This is a genomic window from Paraburkholderia sp. FW306-2-2C-D06C, assembly GCF_058781505.1.
Genome location: NZ_JBYSWU010000006.1, coordinates 124,228 through 143,175, shown reverse-complemented (window position 1 = coordinate 143,175; position 18,948 = coordinate 124,228). Strand labels below are relative to the sequence as shown.

At 62.8% G+C, this 18,948-nt stretch carries 19 protein-coding genes; 10 read left to right on the top strand and 9 right to left on the bottom strand.

What is annotated here, in order from left to right:
* Window positions 1-10: 10 nt before the first annotated feature.
* The 4 genes from AC3WLT_RS06720 to AC3WLT_RS06705 all read right to left on the bottom strand — a co-directional run bounded on the left by AC3WLT_RS06720 (window position 11) and on the right by AC3WLT_RS06705 (window position 3,365).
* Window positions 11-664 carry a protein-L-isoaspartate O-methyltransferase family protein gene (locus tag AC3WLT_RS06720; protein WP_492591122.1) on the bottom strand — a complete coding sequence of 218 codons (654 nt, stop codon included), beginning with the start codon at window positions 662-664 and terminating at the stop codon, window positions 11-13.
* A gap of 215 nt (window positions 665-879) precedes the next feature.
* Entirely contained in the window at window positions 880-1,140 is a 261-nt protein-coding gene (locus AC3WLT_RS06715; RefSeq protein ID WP_492591121.1) for a hypothetical protein, read from the bottom strand.
* A 53-nt stretch (window positions 1,141-1,193) separates the two neighbouring features.
* Window positions 1,194-2,366: an ABC transporter substrate-binding protein gene (locus tag AC3WLT_RS06710; RefSeq protein ID WP_492591120.1), complete on the bottom strand. Its 1,173-nt coding sequence runs from the start codon at window positions 2,364-2,366 to the stop codon at window positions 1,194-1,196.
* 57 nt (window positions 2,367-2,423) lie between these two features.
* Entirely contained in the window at window positions 2,424-3,365 is a 942-nt protein-coding gene (locus AC3WLT_RS06705) for a CysB family HTH-type transcriptional regulator (RefSeq protein ID WP_492591119.1), read from the bottom strand.
* Between the two features lie 235 nt (window positions 3,366-3,600).
* Between AC3WLT_RS06705 and AC3WLT_RS06700 the strand changes: the two genes are divergently transcribed.
* The 6 genes from AC3WLT_RS06700 to cobA all read left to right on the top strand — a co-directional run bounded on the left by AC3WLT_RS06700 (window position 3,601) and on the right by cobA (window position 9,952).
* Window positions 3,601-5,280 (top strand): nitrite/sulfite reductase, encoded by a 1,680-nt coding sequence (locus AC3WLT_RS06700; protein WP_492591118.1) that lies wholly within the window; start codon window positions 3,601-3,603, stop codon window positions 5,278-5,280.
* A 22-nt stretch (window positions 5,281-5,302) separates the two neighbouring features.
* On the top strand, window positions 5,303-5,851 hold the full coding sequence (locus AC3WLT_RS06695; RefSeq protein WP_492591117.1) for a DUF934 domain-containing protein: 549 nt from the start codon (window positions 5,303-5,305) through the stop codon (window positions 5,849-5,851).
* Complete coding sequence (locus AC3WLT_RS06690; RefSeq protein ID WP_492591116.1) at window positions 5,848-6,594, top strand: phosphoadenylyl-sulfate reductase; 747 nt, start codon at window positions 5,848-5,850, stop codon at window positions 6,592-6,594. Before AC3WLT_RS06695 ends, AC3WLT_RS06690 begins: the two co-directional genes overlap by 4 nt.
* Before the next feature lie 123 nt (window positions 6,595-6,717).
* Window positions 6,718-7,680 carry a sulfate adenylyltransferase subunit CysD gene (cysD, locus tag AC3WLT_RS06685; RefSeq protein ID WP_492591115.1) on the top strand — a complete coding sequence of 321 codons (963 nt, stop codon included), beginning with the start codon at window positions 6,718-6,720 and terminating at the stop codon, window positions 7,678-7,680.
* A gap of 145 nt (window positions 7,681-7,825) precedes the next feature.
* Window positions 7,826-9,142 carry a sulfate adenylyltransferase subunit 1 gene (locus tag AC3WLT_RS06680; RefSeq protein WP_492591183.1) on the top strand — a complete coding sequence of 439 codons (1,317 nt, stop codon included), beginning with the start codon at window positions 7,826-7,828 and terminating at the stop codon, window positions 9,140-9,142.
* Window positions 9,143-9,196: 54 nt separating this feature from the next.
* Complete coding sequence (gene cobA / locus AC3WLT_RS06675) at window positions 9,197-9,952, top strand: uroporphyrinogen-III C-methyltransferase (RefSeq protein WP_492591114.1); 756 nt, start codon at window positions 9,197-9,199, stop codon at window positions 9,950-9,952.
* Between the two features lie 82 nt (window positions 9,953-10,034).
* Here cobA and AC3WLT_RS06670 read toward each other — a convergent pair whose 3' ends face one another.
* The 3 genes from AC3WLT_RS06670 to lptF are packed head-to-tail and all read right to left on the bottom strand — an operon-like array spanning window position 10,035 to window position 12,676.
* Complete coding sequence (locus tag AC3WLT_RS06670; protein ID WP_492591113.1) at window positions 10,035-10,415, bottom strand: sirohydrochlorin chelatase; 381 nt, start codon at window positions 10,413-10,415, stop codon at window positions 10,035-10,037.
* A gap of 11 nt (window positions 10,416-10,426) precedes the next feature.
* Window positions 10,427-11,575 (bottom strand): LPS export ABC transporter permease LptG, encoded by a 1,149-nt coding sequence (lptG, locus tag AC3WLT_RS06665; RefSeq protein ID WP_492591112.1) that lies wholly within the window; start codon window positions 11,573-11,575, stop codon window positions 10,427-10,429.
* A 3-nt stretch (window positions 11,576-11,578) separates the two neighbouring features.
* Window positions 11,579-12,676 (bottom strand): LPS export ABC transporter permease LptF, encoded by a 1,098-nt coding sequence (gene lptF / locus AC3WLT_RS06660; protein ID WP_492591111.1) that lies wholly within the window; start codon window positions 12,674-12,676, stop codon window positions 11,579-11,581.
* Between the two features lie 137 nt (window positions 12,677-12,813).
* Here lptF and AC3WLT_RS06655 point away from each other — a divergent pair, with 137 nt between their 5' ends.
* From AC3WLT_RS06655 to AC3WLT_RS06645, 3 genes are all read left to right on the top strand, one after another.
* Complete coding sequence (locus tag AC3WLT_RS06655) at window positions 12,814-14,325, top strand: leucyl aminopeptidase (protein ID WP_492591110.1); 1,512 nt, start codon at window positions 12,814-12,816, stop codon at window positions 14,323-14,325.
* A gap of 52 nt (window positions 14,326-14,377) precedes the next feature.
* Window positions 14,378-14,794, top strand: coding sequence for a DNA polymerase III subunit chi (locus tag AC3WLT_RS06650; protein WP_492591109.1), 417 nt, complete (start codon window positions 14,378-14,380; stop codon window positions 14,792-14,794).
* Between the two features lie 98 nt (window positions 14,795-14,892).
* Window positions 14,893-15,489: a DUF2486 family protein gene (locus AC3WLT_RS06645; protein WP_492591108.1), complete on the top strand. Its 597-nt coding sequence runs from the start codon at window positions 14,893-14,895 to the stop codon at window positions 15,487-15,489.
* Between the two features lie 62 nt (window positions 15,490-15,551).
* Here the strand turns inward: AC3WLT_RS06645 and AC3WLT_RS06640 are convergent, their stop codons facing one another.
* Together AC3WLT_RS06640 and ilvD are read right to left on the bottom strand one after the other, a co-directional pair.
* On the bottom strand, window positions 15,552-15,890 hold the full coding sequence (locus AC3WLT_RS06640) for a c-type cytochrome (RefSeq protein WP_492591107.1): 339 nt from the start codon (window positions 15,888-15,890) through the stop codon (window positions 15,552-15,554).
* A gap of 171 nt (window positions 15,891-16,061) precedes the next feature.
* The gene (gene ilvD, locus AC3WLT_RS06635; protein WP_492591106.1) at window positions 16,062-17,735 is read right to left on the bottom strand and encodes a dihydroxy-acid dehydratase; all 1,674 of its coding nucleotides are present in this window, start codon (window positions 17,733-17,735) and stop codon (window positions 16,062-16,064) included.
* A gap of 209 nt (window positions 17,736-17,944) precedes the next feature.
* Between ilvD and AC3WLT_RS06630 the strand changes: the two genes are divergently transcribed.
* Window positions 17,945-18,937, top strand: a complete 993-nt coding sequence (locus AC3WLT_RS06630; protein ID WP_492591105.1) for a LysR family transcriptional regulator — start codon at window positions 17,945-17,947, stop codon at window positions 18,935-18,937.
* Window positions 18,938-18,948: the final 11 nt, after the last annotated feature.

Genomic DNA, 18,948 nt, shown 5'->3' with positions numbered 1-18,948 from the left:
TGCCCATTGTTTAGAACTTGAAGCGCGGCAGCTGCACAGCGTTTTGCAGCGGCTCGACGTAAGTTTCGAATACGTCGGCGATGCGGTATTGCTTCTCGTCGATGCGCGTGATGATCTGCGCTTTCATGACCGGCGCGGCGCCGACGAAAGCCGCCAGACGGCCGCCCACCTTCAGTTGTTCGAGCATGTCCTGCGGCAGCACCGGCAGGCCGCCCGACACGCAGATCACGTCGTACGGCGCGGCGTCGGCCCAGCCGCGCGCGGCGTCGCCGGTGGCGACTTCGGCGTTCAGCACGCCGTTGGCGGTCAGGTTGTTCTTTGCCAGTTCCGCCAGTGCCGGTTCGATATCGACCGTCAGCACGTGCTGCGCGCGATGCGCGAGCAGGGCTGCCATGTAACCCGAGCCGGCGCCGATTTCGAGCACGCTTTCGTGCTTCTTCACCGCCAGTTCCTGCAGCACGCGCGCCTCGATGCGCGGCGCCAGCATGCGCTGGCCGGCCGGCAGCGGCACTTCGAAGTCGACGAAGGCCAGATCGCGGTACGCGGCGGGGACGAAGTTTTCACGCTTGACGATCGAGAGCAGATTCAGCACGTCCTGGTCGAGCACTTCCCAGGGGCGGATCTGCTGTTCGATCATGTTGAAACGCGCTTGCTCGATATTCATGGTGGGTTCGGCGGTTTGGTTTGGCGATTTTTGCCTCTGCCCAGCGCTTGTCGGGATCCGTTGGAAGCCGGGGTGGACGGGGCGGGCAGGGTAACTGCGGAATTGTACCAAACCGCGGTGCGATCCCGCGCCGTCGCGGGCAGTGCGGCGGACGGACGGTGGCGAGACATCGGCCAAGCGATGAACCCGCCAGGAGCGTGGCGCTGATGAGCCCTTCAACCGCCCTTGCTCTTCTTGATCTGTTCTTCGAAAGCGATATCGAGCTTGCTCGCCTTGCGCGGTTTCTGCGGGCCAAAAGCGTCGACGAACTTGACGAAGTCGTCGAGCGTCAGCGGGGCGGACACTTTCTTGTCCGTGCCGCTCGATTTGTCGACCAGATAGAACAGGCCGCCGGACAGGCTGATCGCCGCGAACTGCGGATTGCCGCTGCGGGTTTTCAGCCGCTCGACGGCGTGGATGGCTCGGGTAGTGCGCATGATGTGGGACTGCTGTGTCAGGAAGAGACTTCTACTGTATCAACTTCGCGAATTTATTGACTGAGATACGTGAACTTGCCGTTCTTGATGACGCCCATCACGCTCGCGCGCTGATCGAGACCGACGTGATCCTTCGCGCTGGTGTTGACCACGCCGTTCGGCACGACCAGTTCATGCGCGTGCTCGAGTTCGTCGCGCAACGCGGCGCGGAAGGCCGGCGTGCCCGGCTGGGCCGTCTTCAGCGCGCGCGTCACCGCATCCTGAAGGCGCGGATACACGCCCGCCGCGTCGCCGGCGAACTGCGTGACGCTGCCCGGGCCGTACTTCGCTTCATATCGGTCGACAAACGCGAGCGCCGCCTTCTTCGCCGGATGATCGGCCGGCAGCGTGCGCGCCACCACGACCGGCTGGGTCGGGAACAACGTGCCTTCCACGTCCTTGCCGCCCAGCTTGATGAACTCGGGCGTCGCGATGCCGTGCGTCTGGTAGATCGGACCCTTGAAGCCGCGCTCGACCAGCGTGCGTTGCGGCAGCACGGTCGGCGTGCCGGCACCCGCGATCAGAATCGCGTCGGGCTTGGCGGCCATCAGCTTCAGCGCCTGGCCCGTCACGCTGGCGTCGGTGCGGTTGAAGCGCTCGGTCGCGACGATCTGGATGTGACGCAACGCGGCGAACCTGGTGAACTCGTTGAGCCAGCTTTCGCCGTAACCGTCCGCGAAACCGATGAAGCCCACCGTCTTCACGTTGTGATTCGACATGTAGCGCGTCATCACGTCGGCCATCGCGCTGTCGGTCTGCGCCATCTTGTAGGCCCACACCTTCTTGCCTTCCTGCGGTTCGACCACGCTCGCCGAGCCGATCAGCGTGATCATCGGCGTCTGGCTTTCGGCCACCGGATCGAGCGCGGCCATCGCCGCCGGCGTGATATTCGGGCCGACGATCACGTCGACGCGGTCTTCGTTGATCAGCTTGCGGATGTTGCGGACTGCGGCGCCCGGGTCGGAGGCGTCGTCGAGGAAGATGTAGTCGGCTTTCTGGCCGGCGATCGTGGCCGGCCACATCAGCATCGCGTTCTTGCTGGTGATGCCGATCACGGCGGCCGGGCCGGTGCTCGACAGGTCGATGCCGACCTTGAGGTCGGCGTGTGCGGCAGTGGCGAGCAGCAGTGCGCCGAGGGCGGCCAGGCCGCGTAGTCGGGTCCGTGATTTGTTCTTATGCGACGTCATCGAGGGGGCTCCGTAGCGGGAAGCGTGGTGAGAGGCGTGGTGACAAGCGGGGTGAGGTCAAAGTTCGTAAGTTTCGTGTTCGCCTTTGAGCGCCTGTTCGATCAGCTTGCGGTTCATGCTCGGCGACAGCAGTTCGACGAGCGTGTACACATAGCTGCGCAGATACGCGCCCTGTTTCAGCGCGACCCGCGTCACGTTGCTGCCGAACAGATGGCCGACCGGCATCGCCCGCAAGTGACGGTCGCGCTCCCCATTGAACGCGATATCCGCCATGATGCCGACGCCCAGACCCAGCTCGACGTAGGTCTTGATCACGTCGGCGTCGATCGCCTCGAGCACAATGTCCGGGTGCAGGCCGCGCAGGCGGAACGCCTCGTTGATCTTGGTGCGGCCGGCGAACGCGTTGTCATACGTAATCAACGGGTACTGCGTAAGATCGTCCAGCGACAGAAGCTTGCGGTCGAGCAGCGGATGATCCGGCTGCATCACGGCGACGTGGTGCCACTGGAAGCACGGCAGCGACACCAGTTCCTTATAGTTGGAGATCGCCTCGGTGGCGATTGCGAGATCGGCCTGGTCGTGAATCACCATCTCGGCGACCTGGGTCGGGCTGCCTTGCAGAATTGAAAGGTGAACTTTCGGGAAGCGCTTCTTGAATTCGGCGATGGCGGCCGGCAGCGAATAGCGCGCCTGAGTGTGGGTGGCCGCGATCACCAGATTACCCTGATCCTGCGCTGCGTAATCTTTACCGACCCGCTTGAGGCTCTCGACTTCCTGCAAGATTTTCTCGACCGACTGCAGGATAATACGTCCCGGCTCGGTCAGCGAGCGCACGCGCTTGCCGTGGCGGGTGAAGATTTCGACGCCCAACTCGTCTTCCAGCTCGATGATCGCCTTGGAGACGCCCGGCTGGCTTGTATACAGGGCTTTGGCCGCTTCGGTCAGGTTGAAATTCTGCCGCACAGCCTCGCGGACGAAGCGGAATTGATGCAGGTTCATATATAACCTCTCCGCATATAAAAAGAATTTTTTAGTCGTTTGAAATATAAGGCGAGTTTATTACGATCTGTCCATCTTTTTCAATATGGATATCTGTTTTTGTCATAAGCAAATGAGAGATGGGTCTAAACCCTGGCTCGGCTGAACTGACAAATGGAGATGTCCAGGGCGCGGCAGAACCGGTGCGCCGGCCGCCGGACCGCCGTGTGTCACGCAAAAAAATTGGGGTCCCCGAATGTACCAATACGATCAGTACGACCAGACCATCGTCGATGAACGGGTCGCGCAATACGCCGATCAGGTTCGCCGCCGGCTGTCGGGCGAATTGAGCGAAGAGGAGTTCCGTCCGCTGCGCCTGCAGAACGGCCTGTACATGCAGCGCCACGCGTACATGCATCGCATCGCGATTCCGTACGGCAACCTGCGCAGCGGCCAGATGCGCGTGCTGGCCCAGATCGCGCGCGAACACGACCGCGGCTACGGTCACTTTTCGACGCGCTCGAACATCCAGTACAACTGGATCAAGCTCGAGGAAACGCCGGAAATCCTGCGCAAGCTCGCCGCGGTGCAAATGCACGGCATCCAGACCTCGGGCAACTGCATCCGCAACATCACGGCGGACCAGTTCGCCGGCGTGGCGCCGGATGAAGTGGTCGACCCGCGTCCGTGGGCCGAAATCCTGCGTCAATGGTCGACGTTCCACCCGGAATTCGCATGGCTGCCGCGCAAGTTCAAGGTCGCCGTCTCGGGCTCGAAGGAAGACCGCGCCGCGGTGCAGATCCACGACCTGGGCGTCTATCTGAAGAAGAACGCGCAAGGCGAACTGGTGGCCGACATTCTGGCCGGCGGCGGTATGGGCCGTACGCCGATCATCGGCGCGATCATCCGCGAGGATTTGCCGTGGCAGCATCTGCTGACTTACTGCGAAGCCGTGCTGCGCGTGTACAACCGCTATGGCCGCCGCGACAACATCTACAAGGCGCGCATCAAGATTCTCGTGAAGGCGTTGAGCCCGGAGAAGTTCTCGGCGCAGGTCGAAGAAGAATGGCAGCACCTGAAGGACGGTCCTTCGACGCTCACGCAAGCTGAAGTGGATCGCGTGTCGCAATACTTCCAGCCGCCGGTGTATGACAAGCTGCCGGATACGGACGCATCGTTCGAAAAGCATCTGCTGGAAAACCGCGCGTTCGCCCGCTGGATCGAGCGTAACGTGCGCCCGCACAAGGTGTCGGGCTACGCGTCGGTGACTCTGTCGCTGAAGCCGGCCACGATCGCCCCGGGCGACGCCACCGATACGCAGATGGAAGCGGTCGCCGATTGGGCCGACGAGTACTCGTACGGCGAAATCCGCGTGTCGCACGAACAGAACCTGATTCTCGCGAACGTGAAGAAGCGCGATCTGTTCGCGCTGTGGGAAAAGGCCAAGGCGCAAGGTTTCGCGACGCCGAACATCGGCTTGCTGACCGACATCATCGCGTGCCCGGGCGGCGATTTCTGCTCGCTCGCGAACGCGAAGTCGATTCCGATCGCGCTGGCAATCCAGGCGCGCTTCAACGACCTCGACTATGTGTACGACCTCGGCGACGTGTCGCTGAACATCTCGGGCTGTATCAACGCTTGCGGTCACCACCACGTCGGCAACATCGGCATTCTGGGCGTCGATAAGGACGGCTCGGAGTGGTATCAGGTGACGCTCGGCGGCGAGCAGGGCACGGGCGCGACCGGCGCGCATCTGGGCCGCGTGATCGGCCCGTCGTTCTCGGCGGAAGAGATGCCGGACGTGATGACCAAAGTGATCGATACGTTCGTGGAAAACCGCCACGAAGGCGAACGCTTCATCGAAACGTACAACCGCATCGGCATCAACCCGTTCAAGGAACGTGTGTACGCCTCGCGTCAACCGGCTCACGCGTAACCGCGCAAAGGATACTGAACAGATGGCTTCTATCATCAAGAACCGCGCGATCGTCAACGACGACTGGACAGTCGTGCGCCCGGCCGAAGACGGCTCGCTGCCGGCAGTGAACGAACTGCCGGCCGGCAAGGTGCTGGTGCCGCTCGCGTTGTGGCAGGCTTCCCGTGATGCATTGATCGCTGCGCGCAGCGCCGCGGAAATCGGCGTGTGGCTCGCGCCGGATAGCGAACCGGCGGATATCGTCGGCGACTTCGACAAGATCGCGCTGATCGGCGTGGACTTCCCGGTGTTCCGCGACGGCCGCGGCTATAGCATCGGCCGTTTGCTGCGCGAACGTTACGGCTACAAGGGCGAACTGCGCGCGATCGGCGACGTGCTGCGCGATCAGCTGGCGTTCATGTTCCGCTGCGGCTTCGACGCCTATGCATTGCGCGCCGACAAAGACTTCCATGATGCGCTGAAGGCGTTCGACGAATTCAGCGTGCAGTATCAGGGCGCGGTGGACAATCCCTCGCCGCTGTTCCGCCGTCGTGCGGCGGCTGCTTCGGCATCGGAAAAGGTTTCGGCATGAGCGGCGCACAATCGCTCACGCCGGAACTCGCTGCGAAGGTCGAGCGCCTCGATGCGCTGCTCGATTCGATCGCCGCGCGTCACGCGAACGTGAAGCTCGCCAGCAGCCTCGCCGCGGAAGACATGCTGCTCACGCACGCGATCCTTTCGCGCGCCGTGAAGATCGGCATCTTCTCGCTGAACACCGGCCGTCTGCACGCGGAAACGCTCGGCATGCTCGATCGCGTGAAAGAGCGCTATGGCTACGCGATCGAACAGTTTCATCCGCAGGCGGCTGCTGTCGATGAATACGTCAATTCGCACGGTCTGAACGCGTTTTACGAAAGCGTCGATCTGCGCAAGCGTTGCTGCGAAATCCGCAAGGTCGAGCCGCTGAACCGCGCGCTGTCGGATGTCAGCGCCTGGGTGACAGGCCAGCGCCGCGAGCAATCGGTGACGCGTGCCGAACTGCACGAGGAAGAGCACGACGCCGCGCGCAATATTGCCAAGTTCAATCCGCTGACGGACTGGACCGAAGCCGAGGTGTGGGCTTATCTGAAAGCCTTCGACGTGCCGGTCAATCCGCTGCATGCGCGCGGTTATCCGAGCATCGGCTGCGAACCCTGTACGCGTGCGATCCGTCCCGGTGAAGACAGCCGGGCAGGGCGCTGGTGGTGGGAGTCGCGCGATACGAAGGAATGCGGGCTGCACATCACCACGATTACGCCGATCGCCGTCGGCAGCGGCGAAAACGCTTCTGCTTGACGCAGCGATGAAGTCCCGGTGAATTCAGGTCTTGGCTTTCAACCTGAACGCCGCACATACCGATTTGAATACTTCCGCGACGCGAGCAACCGCTCGCGACGCGAACCAACGAAGGACCCAAATATGAGCACCACGCTCGATTCCACTGTCAACGCTCCGCTTGCCAACACGGCGAACCGGATGGATCACCTCGATTGGCTCGAAGCCGAGTCGATTCACATCCTGCGCGAACTGGTCGCCGAATGCAGCAAGCCGGCGCTGCTGTTTTCGGGCGGCAAGGATTCGGTCGTGGTGCTGCACCTCGCACTGAAGGCGTTCGGCCTCGGCGCGAACCGCAAGACCGTGCTGCCGTTCCCGCTCGTGCACATCGACACCGGCCACAACTACGACGAAGTGATCGACTTCCGCGATCGTCGTGCGCAAGAAATCGGCGCTGAGCTGGTGGTGGGTCACGTCGAAGATTCGATCAGGCGCGGCACGGTGCGTCTGCGCCGCGAAACGGATTCGCGCAATGCCGCGCAAGCGGTCACGCTGCTCGAAACGATCGAACAATATGGCTATACCGCGCTGATCGGCGGCGCGCGCCGCGACGAAGAAAAGGCCCGCGCGAAAGAGCGCATCTTCTCGTTCCGCGACGAATTCGGCCAATGGGATCCGAAGGCGCAGCGCCCGGAGCTGTGGAGCCTGTACAACGCACGTCTGCACAACGGCGAGCACCTGCGCGTGTTCCCGATTTCGAACTGGACCGAACTCGACGTGTGGCAATACATCGCCCGCGAGCAGCTCGAACTGCCGTCGATCTATTACGCGCATCAACGCGAGATCGTGCGCCGCAACGGCCTGCTCGTACCGGTCACGCCGCTCACGCCGATGCGTGAAGGCGAGAGCAGCGAAACCGCGCTGGTGCGTTTCCGCACTGTGGGCGATATCAGCTGCACGTGCCCGGTGGAAAGCGATGCGGACGATCTCGAGAAGATCATCGCCGAAACGGCCGTGACCGAAATCACGGAACGCGGCGCGACGCGGATGGACGATCAGGTCTCCGAAGCCGCGATGGAACAGCGTAAGAAGCAAGGTTATTTCTAAGCATGGGACTGGAGTAAGTGCTATGGGACCAGAGTAGGCGCTAAAGCGCCAACTCTGGTCGACACACTAACTCAGGTCGACAGCTTTGCATGGGACCTGAGTAAGTGCTGAAGCGCTAACTCAGGTCGACAGAGGAACAAGGAACATCATGAATATTCATCAACCAGAAGACCTCGGCGTGCTGCGATTCATCACGGCGGGCAGCGTGGACGACGGCAAGAGCACGCTGATCGGCCGCCTGCTGTACGACAGCAAGGCTGTGCTCTCCGACCAGCTCTCGGCACTGTCGCGCGCGAAGAACAAGCGCACCGTCGGCGACGAAATCGATCTGTCGCTGCTGACCGACGGCCTCGAAGCCGAGCGCGAGCAGGGGATCACGATCGACGTCGCGTATCGTTACTTCGCGACGGCGAAGCGCAAGTTCATCATCGCCGACACGCCGGGCCACGAGCAGTACACGCGCAACATGGTGACGGGCGCATCGACCGCGCATGCGGCGATCATTCTGGTCGACGCGACGCGCGTGACCTTCGTCGACGGTGTCGCGCAACTGCTGCCGCAAACCAAGCGCCATAGCGCGATCGTGAAGCTGCTTGGCTTGCAGCACGTGATCGTCGCGATCAACAAGATGGATCTGGTCGAGTACAGCGAAACGCGCTTCAACGAGATTCGTGACGCGTATGCCGATCTCGCGCGTCACCTCGGTTTGAGCGACGTGCGTTTCGTGCCGGTGTCGGCGCTGAAGGGCGACAACATCGTGACTTTGAGCGAAAGCATGCCGTGGTACGCGGGCGAACCGCTGCTCGACTTGCTCGAGGCGCTGCCGGTCGAAGTGCCGACAGGCCAGGCGCTGCGTTTTCCGGTGCAGTGGGTGGCGCGTCAGGACGGCAGCCAGGCCGACGATTTCCGCGGCTACATGGGCCGCATCGAAGCGGGCGAAGTGAAGGTCGGTGATACGATCGTCGTGCTGCCGGCGAACCGCGAAGCGACGGTTGCCGAGATCATCGCGCCGGTGCCGGGCGGCACCGCGCAAGTGGACCGCGCGTTTGCCGGTCAAACGGTGACGATCCGTCTGGCGGAAGACGTCGACGTGTCGCGCGGCGACACTTTCGTGCTGAGCGAAGCGGCGCCCGAGCCGGCGAAGAAGCTGGAAGCCGATCTGTGCTGGTTCGACGACACGCCGTTGTCGACGCAACGCAAGTATCTGCTGAAGCAGACCACGAACACCGTGTTCGCGCGGATCGGTGCGATCAAGGAAGTGCTCGACGTGCATACGTTGTCGCAAGCCATCGATCGCAAGGAACTGGCGATGAACGACATCGGCCGCGTTGCGCTGACGTTGCAAAAGCCGCTGGTGTGCGACGTGTACGACTCGCATCCGGGCACGGGCGCATTCGTGCTGATCGACGAAGCGACGCATCACACCGTCGCGGCCGGGATGATCCGGGCGTTTTCGGCGTAAGCGGGCGACGCGCAGCAGCGCACCGTCAGCGCCCTAACGAACAGGTTGACGCAAATGGGTAAGGTTTATTTGATCGGCGCGGGCCCGGGTGCCGCGGACCTCATTACGGTGCGCGGTGCGCGGCTGTTGGGCGCCGCTGATGTCGTCCTGCACGACGCGCTGGTCGAGCCCGCGATGCTCGACTATGCGCCTGCTCACGCGCGGCGGATTGCTGTTGGCAAGCGTTGCGGACAGCTTTCCACGGCGCAGCAGTTCATCAACAAGCAGATGGTGGATGCCGCTCTCGAGCACGATGTGGTGGTTCGCCTGAAGGGCGGCGATCCGATGTTGTTCGGCCGGGCCGATGAGGAGATGCGGGCGCTTGAAGCCGCTGGCATCGAGTATGAGGTCGTGCCCGGCATTACAGCTGCGCTGGCTAGTGCTGCATCCTTGAAGCGGTCTTTGACCCTGCGGGGCGTGTCGCGCAGTGTCGCACTGGCGACTTTTAGCCGTGCGCCGGGGTCCGACGAGATTCGCGAGCAGGTGAATGCGGATTCGCTCGTGTTCTACATGGGCCGCGATAGCGGTGCCGAGATTGCCCAGCAGTTGATCGACGCTGGACGGGCGGTTTCTACGCCGGTGGCGATTGTCGAGGCTTGCAGTACGGAGCGTGAGCGGACGCTCACGCTCACGCTGGAGGAGCTCGCTTGCGGCGAGGCGCAGAAGTGGGTCGATGCTTCGCAGCCTGGCTTGCTGATGATCGGGGAGGCATTTGCTGCTCGACAGCAGCAAGTTGTCCGCTCCGCGGATGGGATGTTGGTGGCGGCTTAAAGTTTTTCTTGCGTGGAGCACGGACCTTACATGAACCCTGCATGGACCCTATGCGGGCTATAAGCGCCGCGCAGCAGGACAGTTAAACCTGGCGGAGGCAATACGCCGCCACAGCGTCCAGTACCGATTCGTCCTCGCCGACGGCGACGGCGCACCTGATTTCAACAGACGGATGCAACTCGCGGCAGTGCTCGATTATCGCGGGGAGATCCTTCCTGACATGTCCGCCCTGCCCGAAAAAAACGGGCACAACGGTGACCACATCGCACCCGCCGGAGACAAGTTCTTCGACGGCGGCGGGCAAATCCGGATCCATCAACTCAAGAAAAGCCAGCTTTATCAGGGTAGGCTCGCCGCCAGAGGCGCGAGCAGCCCGTAGCTTGTCGGCCAGCCTCTCAAACGGCTCGCGCCAGCGAACATCCCTCGCGCCATGCGCAAACAGCACAATCCCATGCGTAGCCATGAAAAAGGCTCCTAATGGCGATCAACCCACTTCAACCCGACCAGCCCCAGCACCAGATATACCAAACCCGGCGTAGCCGCAGTCAAAGGCGCGGGCCACGTATTCAACGTACCGATATGCGAGAACAGCGTGTTGAACAGCTGAAAACTCATCCCCAGCATAATCCCGCCGAAAACCTTCACACCCACCACGCCGGCTCGCGTATGCAAATACGCAAACGGTAACGACAGCACCAGCATCACGAACACCGCAAACGGATACAGCAGCTTGCGCCACAGCGCAATCTCATAGCGTTGGGTGTCCTGGTGATTCTCCGTCAAATGCTGGATGTAGCGGAACAGGTTGAACATCGACATCCGGTCCGGCGACACCAGCAGCACCGACAAAATCTGCGGCGTCAGTTCCGAGCGCAACGAGTACTCGGGCAAGGCCACCTGCTTTGCGCGATACACCGGATTCAACGCGTCGGCCGGGGTGCCCGGCGGCGGCGGCACGTCGAGCAGTTGCGTGTCGGTCACGCCGGTCAGTTGCCAATGTCCCGGCGGCTGGTATTTGCCGCTTTGGGCGATCCGCACGTTCGACAGACGAAATTGCGAATCGAACTCGTAAATCCGCACTTTGCTGATGGTCGCGTCGGGTTTCAACTCGCCGACGTTCACAAAGCGCGTCACCTGCTCGCCGTCCGCGCGCGCAGTGAGCGTGTCCTTCACCCAGACGCCCGACTCGAAATTGCTCGATACCGACGACCCCAGCGCCTCCAGCCGTACGCGCTCGGATAGCTGATCCGTGTACGGACCGACCACTTCGCCGATCAGGTAGGTGAGGAACACCAGCGGAATGCCGATCTTCAGCAGCGAGCGCAGCGCCTGGTTGGTCGCGAGGCCCGATACGCGGAAAATCGTGTACTCGGAGTTCGCCGCCATCTGCGCGAACACGTAGATCGCGCTGATCAGCGCGGCCACCGGAATGATTTCGTAGAAACGCGACGGCGTTTGCAAGGCGACGCGCAGCACCGCGTACTGGAACTTGTAGTTGCCGTGGCCGACGGAGTTCAGTTCGTTGATCAGGTCGAAAAAGAAGAACAGGCCCGAAAACGCGAACAGAATGAAGATGAACGTGAGGTAGACCTGACGCGCGAAGTACTTTTCATAGATGCGCATCGGTCAGGCCCCCTGCGAACGGTTGAACATCGCTCGCGTGAACAGCGGCCGATTGCGCACGCGCAGCCAGAAAATGACCGCGACGACCACCGTCACCACGATATGCAAGCCCACGAGCCCAACCCCGAACGACATCTTGCCTTGCTCGATCCACGACTGCACCACGTTCAGCAGATTCGAATACGTCAGATAGATCAGGACGGCCATCACCAGATTGATCGTGCGGCTGCGCCGCGGGTTCTGGTGCGCGAGCGGAATCGCCAGCAGCATCAGGTTGATCGCGATCAGCGGCAGCCCCGCGCGCCACGCAAATTCGGCGAGGTTTTCGCGAGTCGGGTTGCGGAACAGATCGAGCGTCGGCGTGCCGGTGGTGGTCGGCGTATTGACGACCGGCTGGCTCTGGATCTTCACACCATAACGTTCGAATTCCATGATGCGGAAATCGGGGTGCCCCGGTTCGCCGTCGTACCGGCGGCCGTTTTCCAGCACCACGAAGCGGTCGCCGTTCTTGTGCGTCTCGGTATGGCCGTTCTTCGACACCACCACGTTGAGCTTGCCGTTCTCGGTGCTGGTCAGGAAGACGTTCTCCACGTGCCCCTGGTCGGGCGACATCTTCTCGATGAAGAACACCCGGTGGCTCGTGGCCGATTCGCGGAATTGCCCCGGCGCGAGCAGCGAGACCTCGTCGCGCTGCTGGAAACGCGCGCGGATCAGCTTGCTCTGCTGGTTCGACCACGGCCAGCCGACGAACACGAAGAACATGATGAGGATGACGATCGGCGTGGCGAACATGCCGATCGGCTTGATGAAGCGGGTCAAACTGACGCCCGAGGACAGCCACACGACCATCTCGGAGTCTTTGTACCAACGTGTCAGGACGAACAGGATCGACACGAACAGGGTCGCGACGAGCATGATCGCCAGATAGCCGATCACGGTCAGGCCGATCAGCACCAGCACGTCGCGCGGATCGATCTCGCCCGAGGCTGCGAAGCCGACGATGCGGATCATCATCGTCGTCAGCACGAGCGTGAGGAGAACCATGAACACGGCACCAGCCGTATACGCGAGTTCGCGCTGGAGGGAGCGTTCGAAGATCATTATTGATGACGAGAGGGGGCGCTCTCGGTGGCGCGCGGGTTGGTTCCCGTTACGCCTCCGGTGCAGCCGCCGCGGGAAAAATAGCGGATAATTGCGGCTTTCATCCTAAGCCCAGATTTTATCCGAGGATAAGCGCGATGGACTTTAGCATAAAAGCCTGTGATTGGACCAAAGGCTCGACAAACGGTTTCCTGACCGGGAAATCCGATTGCATCGTAATCGGCGTGTTCGAGTCGCAAACGCTCTCGGGCGCTGCACTGGAAATCGACGCGGCCACCAAGGGCCTGTTGACCCGCATCATCAAGGCCGGCGACATGGACGGCAAGGCCGGCACCACGCTGTTCCTGCACGAAGTGTCAGGTATCGGCGCCTCGCGCGTGCTGCTGGTCGGCCTCGGCAAACAGGACACATTCGGTCAGAAAGCCTATGGCGAAGCCGTGCGGGCCGCCTGGCGCGCATTGCTGGCCACCAAGGTGGTCCAGGTCACCTTCACGCTCGCCCAACTGCCGATCCTCGAACGCTCGGCCGATTGGGGCGTGCGCGCGGCGATCCTCGCACTGCGCGAGCTGACCTACAAATTCACGCAGATGAAGAGCAAGCCGGATAACGCGGCGCGCGCGTTGAAGCGCATCGTCTTCAGCGTCAATACCGGCGACGAGAAAGCCGCCAAGCTTGCCGCGAAGCAGGGCGCCGCGCTCGCCAACGGCATGGATCTGACGCGCGACCTCGGCAACCTGCCGAGCAACGTCTGCACGCCGACCCACCTCGCCAACACCGCGAAGAAGCTCGCCAAAGACTGGAAGCTGAAGGTCGAAGTGCTCGGCGAAAAGCAGTGCGAAGCGCTCAAGATGGGCTCGTTCCTGTCGGTCACGGCCGGCTCGGTCGAACCGGCGCAGTTCATCGTGCTGCAGTACCAGGGCGGCGCCGTGAAAGCCGCGCCGGTGGTGCTGGTCGGCAAGGGCGTCACGTTCGATACCGGCGGCATTTCGCTCAAGCCGGGCGAAGGCATGGACGAGATGAAGTACGACATGTGCGGCGCCGGTTCGGTGCTGGGCACGTTGCGCGCCGTCGCGGAAATGGGCTTGAAAATCAACGTGGTGGGCATCATTCCGGCGGTCGAGAACGTGCCGTCGGCGACCGCCACCAAGCCGGGCGACATCGTCACCAGCATGAAGGGTCTGACGATCGAAGTGCTCAACACGGACGCCGAAGGCCGTCTGATCCTGTGCGACGCGCTCACCTATGCCGAGCGTTTCAAACCGGCCGCGGTGATCGACATCGCCACGCTTACGGGCGCTTGCATCATCGCGCTGGGTCATCACAACAGCGGTCTGTTCTCGAAAGACGATGCGCTGGCGGGCGAATTGCTCGACGCCTCGCGCGAAGCATCCGATCCGGCATGGCGTCTGCCGCTCGACGAAGAGTATCAGGATCAGCTCAAGTCGAATTTCGCGGACCTCGCCAACATCGGCGGCCGTCCGGCGGGCAGCGTGACGGCGGCGTGCTTCCTGTCGCGCTTCACCGAAGCGTATCCGTGGGCGCATCTGGACATCGCCGGCACGGCATGGAAGAGCGGCGCGGCGAAGGGCGCCTCCGGCCGTCCGGTGCCGCTGCTCGCGCAGTTCCTGATCGACCGTGCCGCACAATGACGCGTTGCAGTAAAGTTGCGAGCGCGGTTGCGGACGCAAAGCGGAGCCGCCGATGACGAGAATCGACTTTCACTCGAACGTCGGCGATTCGCTGCTGTATGCGTGCCGCCTGATCCGCAAGGCGTATCAGGCGGGCCAGCCGACCGTCGTGCTGGCCGAGCCGCCGCGGTTGCGGGCTTTCGACGAGCAATTGTGGACGTTCTCGCCGCTCGACTTCGTGCCGCATTGCATGGCGGGCACGCCGCTTGCCGTGCAGACACCGATCGTGCTGGCGTCGAATCTCGATGACGTGCCGCACCATCAGGTGCTGCTCAATCTCGGCGCCACGGTGCCGGCGCAATTCGCGCGCTTCGAAAGACTGCTGGAAGTGGTCGGTAACGCACACGACGAACTCGCTGCGGGCCGCGAACGCTATCGCTTCTACCGCGATCGCGGCTATGCTTTGAACAACTACAAGCAGGGCAGCTAGGTTCTATCTTCCGCGTCGCGCGGCGTCCTTTCCTGTCGTGCCGGATTCGGCGCGCACGCGGCCCTGCTTCAGCTTCGACTCAAACACGGAGGGTGAGCGTGTCCGATCCCAACGACAATTCGATCCCGGTTCTGCACGAGATTCTCGTACCGGGCGATCGTGCTCAGGCGCGCCACGAGCCGGGCGCGGAGGCTGCGCCGGCGGCGCAGCCGGTGTCTGAACCTGTCACCGCAAAAGAACCGGCCTTTGCGCCGGAGCCTGCCCACGAGCCTGAACCGGCTCATGCGCATCCAAAAAAACGCTCGAAGGCCCACCCGCATGGGGATTCGCGGCACGGGCAGGAACCGGAGCTTGCGCCGTCAGCGGGCGTGTTCGATCGGACTGAGCCGCTTGCGCCGGCCGAAGCGGGCGCGATCGTGCCGCCGGATATCGCTCATGAGGCGCCGGCGCCTGCCCAGCAGAGTCTGGATGCCGACGTGATCGCCGAACGTCTGCGCGGACGGTTCGCGGGATTTCTGTCGGGAGAAGGGCGCGGCATCATCGAAGCGCGCTGCCGCGAAGCGTTGCAGGAACACACTGCATGGCTCGTCAACCAGATCACGCGTGAAGTGGCGCTGGCGCTTGAAACGGAGATGACCGGCTGGGTGCGCGAAGCGGTTGAAGAAGAGATCGCGCGGCGCTCGGGCGGCGCGTAAGCGGGGGAGGCGGCGTATCTTTATCCGGGCGCCGCTATTCGAGCGCCTTCATTTGAGTGTCTTCATTTGAGTGTCATCACCCAGCTCGCCAGCATGGCCGCCTGATCGGGCGTGAGCTGCGTATTCGCGGGCATCGGCACCGCGCCCCACACGCCCGTGCTGCCGTCTATGATCTTGTGCTTCAGATACGTAGCGGCATCTTCGCGTCCGGCATATTTCGCGGCGACATCGTGAAGTGCCGGTCCCATGAATGGACGCGTCACCGAGTGACAGCTCATGCAGTTCTGCTGCTGGGCAAGCGCGAGGCCCTGAGCGGCCTCCGCGTGAGCCGAACTGCCCACGCCCGACGCGGCGGCCAACACGCCGGCCGCCGCAAACGCCGCATACGACATTGATTTCATTCTGGTCTCCGTCGGTGCAGGTGCCCGACTCGTGGTGCAGGCATTATAAAAGGAAAGGGGCGCACGGTTTTCCGTGCGCCCCTTTTGCGCTCTTACGAAACGCTATGCAGCGCTTTTCGTAGCGCCGAGCCGCCTCGAATCGAGGCGAGTCTGCGCGTCCTCAATGCACGTTCAGCCCGTCACCGCGCCCTTGTTGGCAGGCAGCGCCAGCGCGGAGTACTTCGCCAGCACACCGCGCGTGTAACGCGGCTTCGGCTGTTGCCATGCGGCGCGGCGGCGTGCCAGTTCGGCGTCGTCGATGTTCAGTTGCAGGAGCAGCTTGTGAGCGTCGATGGTGATCGAATCGCCTTCCTGCACGAATGCGATCGTGCCGCCCACGAACGCTTCCGGCGCGACGTGGCCGACCACCATGCCCCACGTGCCGCCCGAGAAACGGCCGTCGGTGATGAGGCCGACGGTTTCGCCCAGACCCTTGCCGATGATCGCCGACGTGGGCGCCAGCATTTCCGGCATGCCGGGGCCGCCCTTCGGGCCGAGGTAACGCAGCACCACGACGTCGCCAGCCTTGATGTTGTCGGCCAGAATGGCTTCCAGCGCGCTTTGCTCGTCGTCGAACACGCGAGCCGGGCCGGTGATGACCGGGTTCTTCAGGCCGGTGATCTTGGCGACGGCGCCGTCTTCGGCCAGGTTGCCCTTCAGGATTGCGAGGTGGCCTTCCTTGTACAGCGCCTGCTCGATCGGGAAAATCACCTGCTGGTCCGCGCGCGGCTTGCTCGGCACGTCCTTCAGTTCTTCAGCGATCGTCTTGCCGGTGATGGTGATGCAATCGCCGTGCAGCAGACCTGCGTCGAGCAGGATCTTCATGACTTGCGGAATGCCGCCGGCCTTGTGCAGATCGGTCGCCACGTATTGGCCCGACGGCTTCAGGTTACAGATCACCGGCACTTTCTTGCGCATGCGCTCGAAGTCTTCAATGCTCCATTCCACTTCGGCCGCGTGTGCGATCGCCAGGAAGTGCAGCACCGCGTTGGTCGAGCCGCCGGTCGCCATGATCACGGCCACGGCGTTTTCGATCGACTTCTTCGTGATGATGTCGCGCGGCTTCAGGTCCTTCTTGACCGCTTCGACCAGCACGCGTGCGGATTCGGCTGCCGAATCGACCTTTTCCTGATCGGGATTCGCCATGGTCGACGAATACAGCAGCGACATGCCGAGCGCTTCGAACGACGAGCTCATCGTGTTGGCGGTGTACATGCCGCCGCACGAACCCGTCGACGGGCACGCGTTCTTTTCGACCCCTTCAAAATCTTCCTGCGACATCCGGCCGGCGGTGAATTCGCCCACGGCTTCGAACGACGACACGATGGTCAGGTCGGTGCCTTTCCAGTTGCCCGGACGGATCGTGCCGCCGTACACGTAGATCCCCGGCACGTTCATGCGCGCGAGGCCGATCATGCCGCCCGGCATGTTCTTGTCGCAGCCGCCGATCACGACCACGCCGTCCAGCCACTGGCCTTGCACGCAGGTCTCGATGCAGTCGGCGATCACTTCGCGCGACACGAGCGAGTACTTCATGCCTTCGGTGCCCATCGACATGCCGTCCGAAATGGTCGGCGTGCCGAAGATCTGCGGATTCGCGTCGGCGCCCTTGACCGCGGCGACCGCCGCGTCGGCCAGACGCTGCAGGCCGGCGTTACACGGCGTGATGGTCGAATGGCCGTTGGCGATGCCGATCATCGGCTTGTCGAAATCTTCTTTCTGATAGCCGAGTGCGTAGTACATCGAGCGGTTCGGCGAACGCGCCACGCCTTGCGTGATGTTCTTCGAACGACGGTTGTATGCCATGGGGAACTCCAATCTGTTTTGTTTTGATCCGTACTGCGTGTTCGGTTGCTGTTTTCCGGCAATGTTTGTTGCGGTTTTTGCCTTGCCGACGTGGGCTGTCGGCTGCATCAGTCCAGTGTAGTTCTGACGCGTTGCGCAAGGATGCAGTTTTGCGAAGCGCGTGTCCAATATATTATTCAGGCTCGATTAGGTCGTAAAATGTATTAATCATGCTGCCTGCTATCCCCGACCTGCGCCAATTGCGCTATTTCGTCACCGTTGCCGAAGAAAAACACTTCGGGCGGGCAGCCGCGCGCCTTTCCATGACGCAGCCGCCGCTCTCGCAGGCCATCCGGGCGCTCGAGGAGACGCTCGGCGTCGAGCTGTTCGCGCGGACCAAGCGCTCGGTCGAGTTGACGCCGGTGGGCGCCGATCTGCTGCCCGAAGTGCAGCGCCTGCTGGCGAGCGCGGAGGGACTGCGGCCGTTGGCGCAGAGTCTCGCGCGCGGCGAGGCGGGCGTATTGTCGCTGGCGTTCGTCTCCACTGCGGATTACGGCCTGCTGCCGCTGTTGCTGCGCGATTTCGGCGCGCGTCATCCGCGCGTGCGGCTCGAGCTGACCGAGGCGACCAGTGACGTGCAGGTCGACGAACTGGTGGCCGGGCGCATCGATGCGGGTCTCGTGATCGCGCCGCTGCCGTCGCGGCATGCCACCGAGCTCTCATGGCTGCCGATCGCGCGCGAGCCGCTGGTGATCGCGATGTCGTCGGAGATGGCGGCGCGTTTGGGCAGTGTGGCCGGATCTGACGCCGGGTCTGACGCAGACCCGCAAGCAGAATGGCTGGACACGCCGATCAGCCTGCGCGACGTCGCCGATGCGCCGCTCGTGATCTTCCCGAGACGTTTGGCGCCAGGCTTTTATGACATCATTATGGATTGCTACGGCGTGGCGGGCCTCGCGCCCCGGGTCGGCCAGGAAGCGATTCAGATGCAGACGATCGTGAGCCTCGTGTCGGCCGGCATGGGTGTCGCACTGGTGCCGCAATCGTTGCGTAATCTGCGCCGCACCGGCGTCGTGTACCGGCCGCTCAGCGAATCGGTGCCGGCGATCGAGACCGGCCTCGTCTGGCGCACGGCGGAGGTGAGCCCGGTGTTGGCGGGCTTCATCGAGATCGTGCGCGCGCATGCGGCCACCGTCGAGCCATATGGCGCACCGCGTACGTAGGTCTGCCGCGA

Coding starts and splice junctions, on each gene's coding strand:
- AC3WLT_RS06650 (WP_492591109.1), top strand. CDS start 14,378: ATGACGAGAATCGACTTTCACTCGAACGTCGGCGATTCGCTGCTGTAT.
- AC3WLT_RS06640 (WP_492591107.1), bottom strand. CDS start 15,890: ATGAAATCAATGTCGTATGCGGCGTTTGCGGCGGCCGGCGTGTTGGCC.
- AC3WLT_RS06715 (WP_492591121.1), bottom strand. CDS start 1,140: ATGCGCACTACCCGAGCCATCCACGCCGTCGAGCGGCTGAAAACCCGC.
- AC3WLT_RS06720 (WP_492591122.1), bottom strand. CDS start 664: ATGAATATCGAGCAAGCGCGTTTCAACATGATCGAACAGCAGATCCGC.
- ilvD (WP_492591106.1), bottom strand. CDS start 17,735: ATGGCATACAACCGTCGTTCGAAGAACATCACGCAAGGCGTGGCGCGT.
- lptG (WP_492591112.1), bottom strand. CDS start 11,575: ATGCGCATCTATGAAAAGTACTTCGCGCGTCAGGTCTACCTCACGTTC.
- AC3WLT_RS06630 (WP_492591105.1), top strand. CDS start 17,945: ATGCTGCCTGCTATCCCCGACCTGCGCCAATTGCGCTATTTCGTCACC.
- cysD (WP_492591115.1), top strand. CDS start 6,718: ATGAGCACCACGCTCGATTCCACTGTCAACGCTCCGCTTGCCAACACG.
- cobA (WP_492591114.1), top strand. CDS start 9,197: ATGGGTAAGGTTTATTTGATCGGCGCGGGCCCGGGTGCCGCGGACCTC.
- AC3WLT_RS06670 (WP_492591113.1), bottom strand. CDS start 10,415: ATGGCTACGCATGGGATTGTGCTGTTTGCGCATGGCGCGAGGGATGTT.
- AC3WLT_RS06655 (WP_492591110.1), top strand. CDS start 12,814: ATGGACTTTAGCATAAAAGCCTGTGATTGGACCAAAGGCTCGACAAAC.
- AC3WLT_RS06695 (WP_492591117.1), top strand. CDS start 5,303: ATGGCTTCTATCATCAAGAACCGCGCGATCGTCAACGACGACTGGACA.
- lptF (WP_492591111.1), bottom strand. CDS start 12,676: ATGATCTTCGAACGCTCCCTCCAGCGCGAACTCGCGTATACGGCTGGT.
- AC3WLT_RS06700 (WP_492591118.1), top strand. CDS start 3,601: ATGTACCAATACGATCAGTACGACCAGACCATCGTCGATGAACGGGTC.
- AC3WLT_RS06710 (WP_492591120.1), bottom strand. CDS start 2,366: ATGACGTCGCATAAGAACAAATCACGGACCCGACTACGCGGCCTGGCC.
- AC3WLT_RS06690 (WP_492591116.1), top strand. CDS start 5,848: ATGAGCGGCGCACAATCGCTCACGCCGGAACTCGCTGCGAAGGTCGAG.
- AC3WLT_RS06705 (WP_492591119.1), bottom strand. CDS start 3,365: ATGAACCTGCATCAATTCCGCTTCGTCCGCGAGGCTGTGCGGCAGAAT.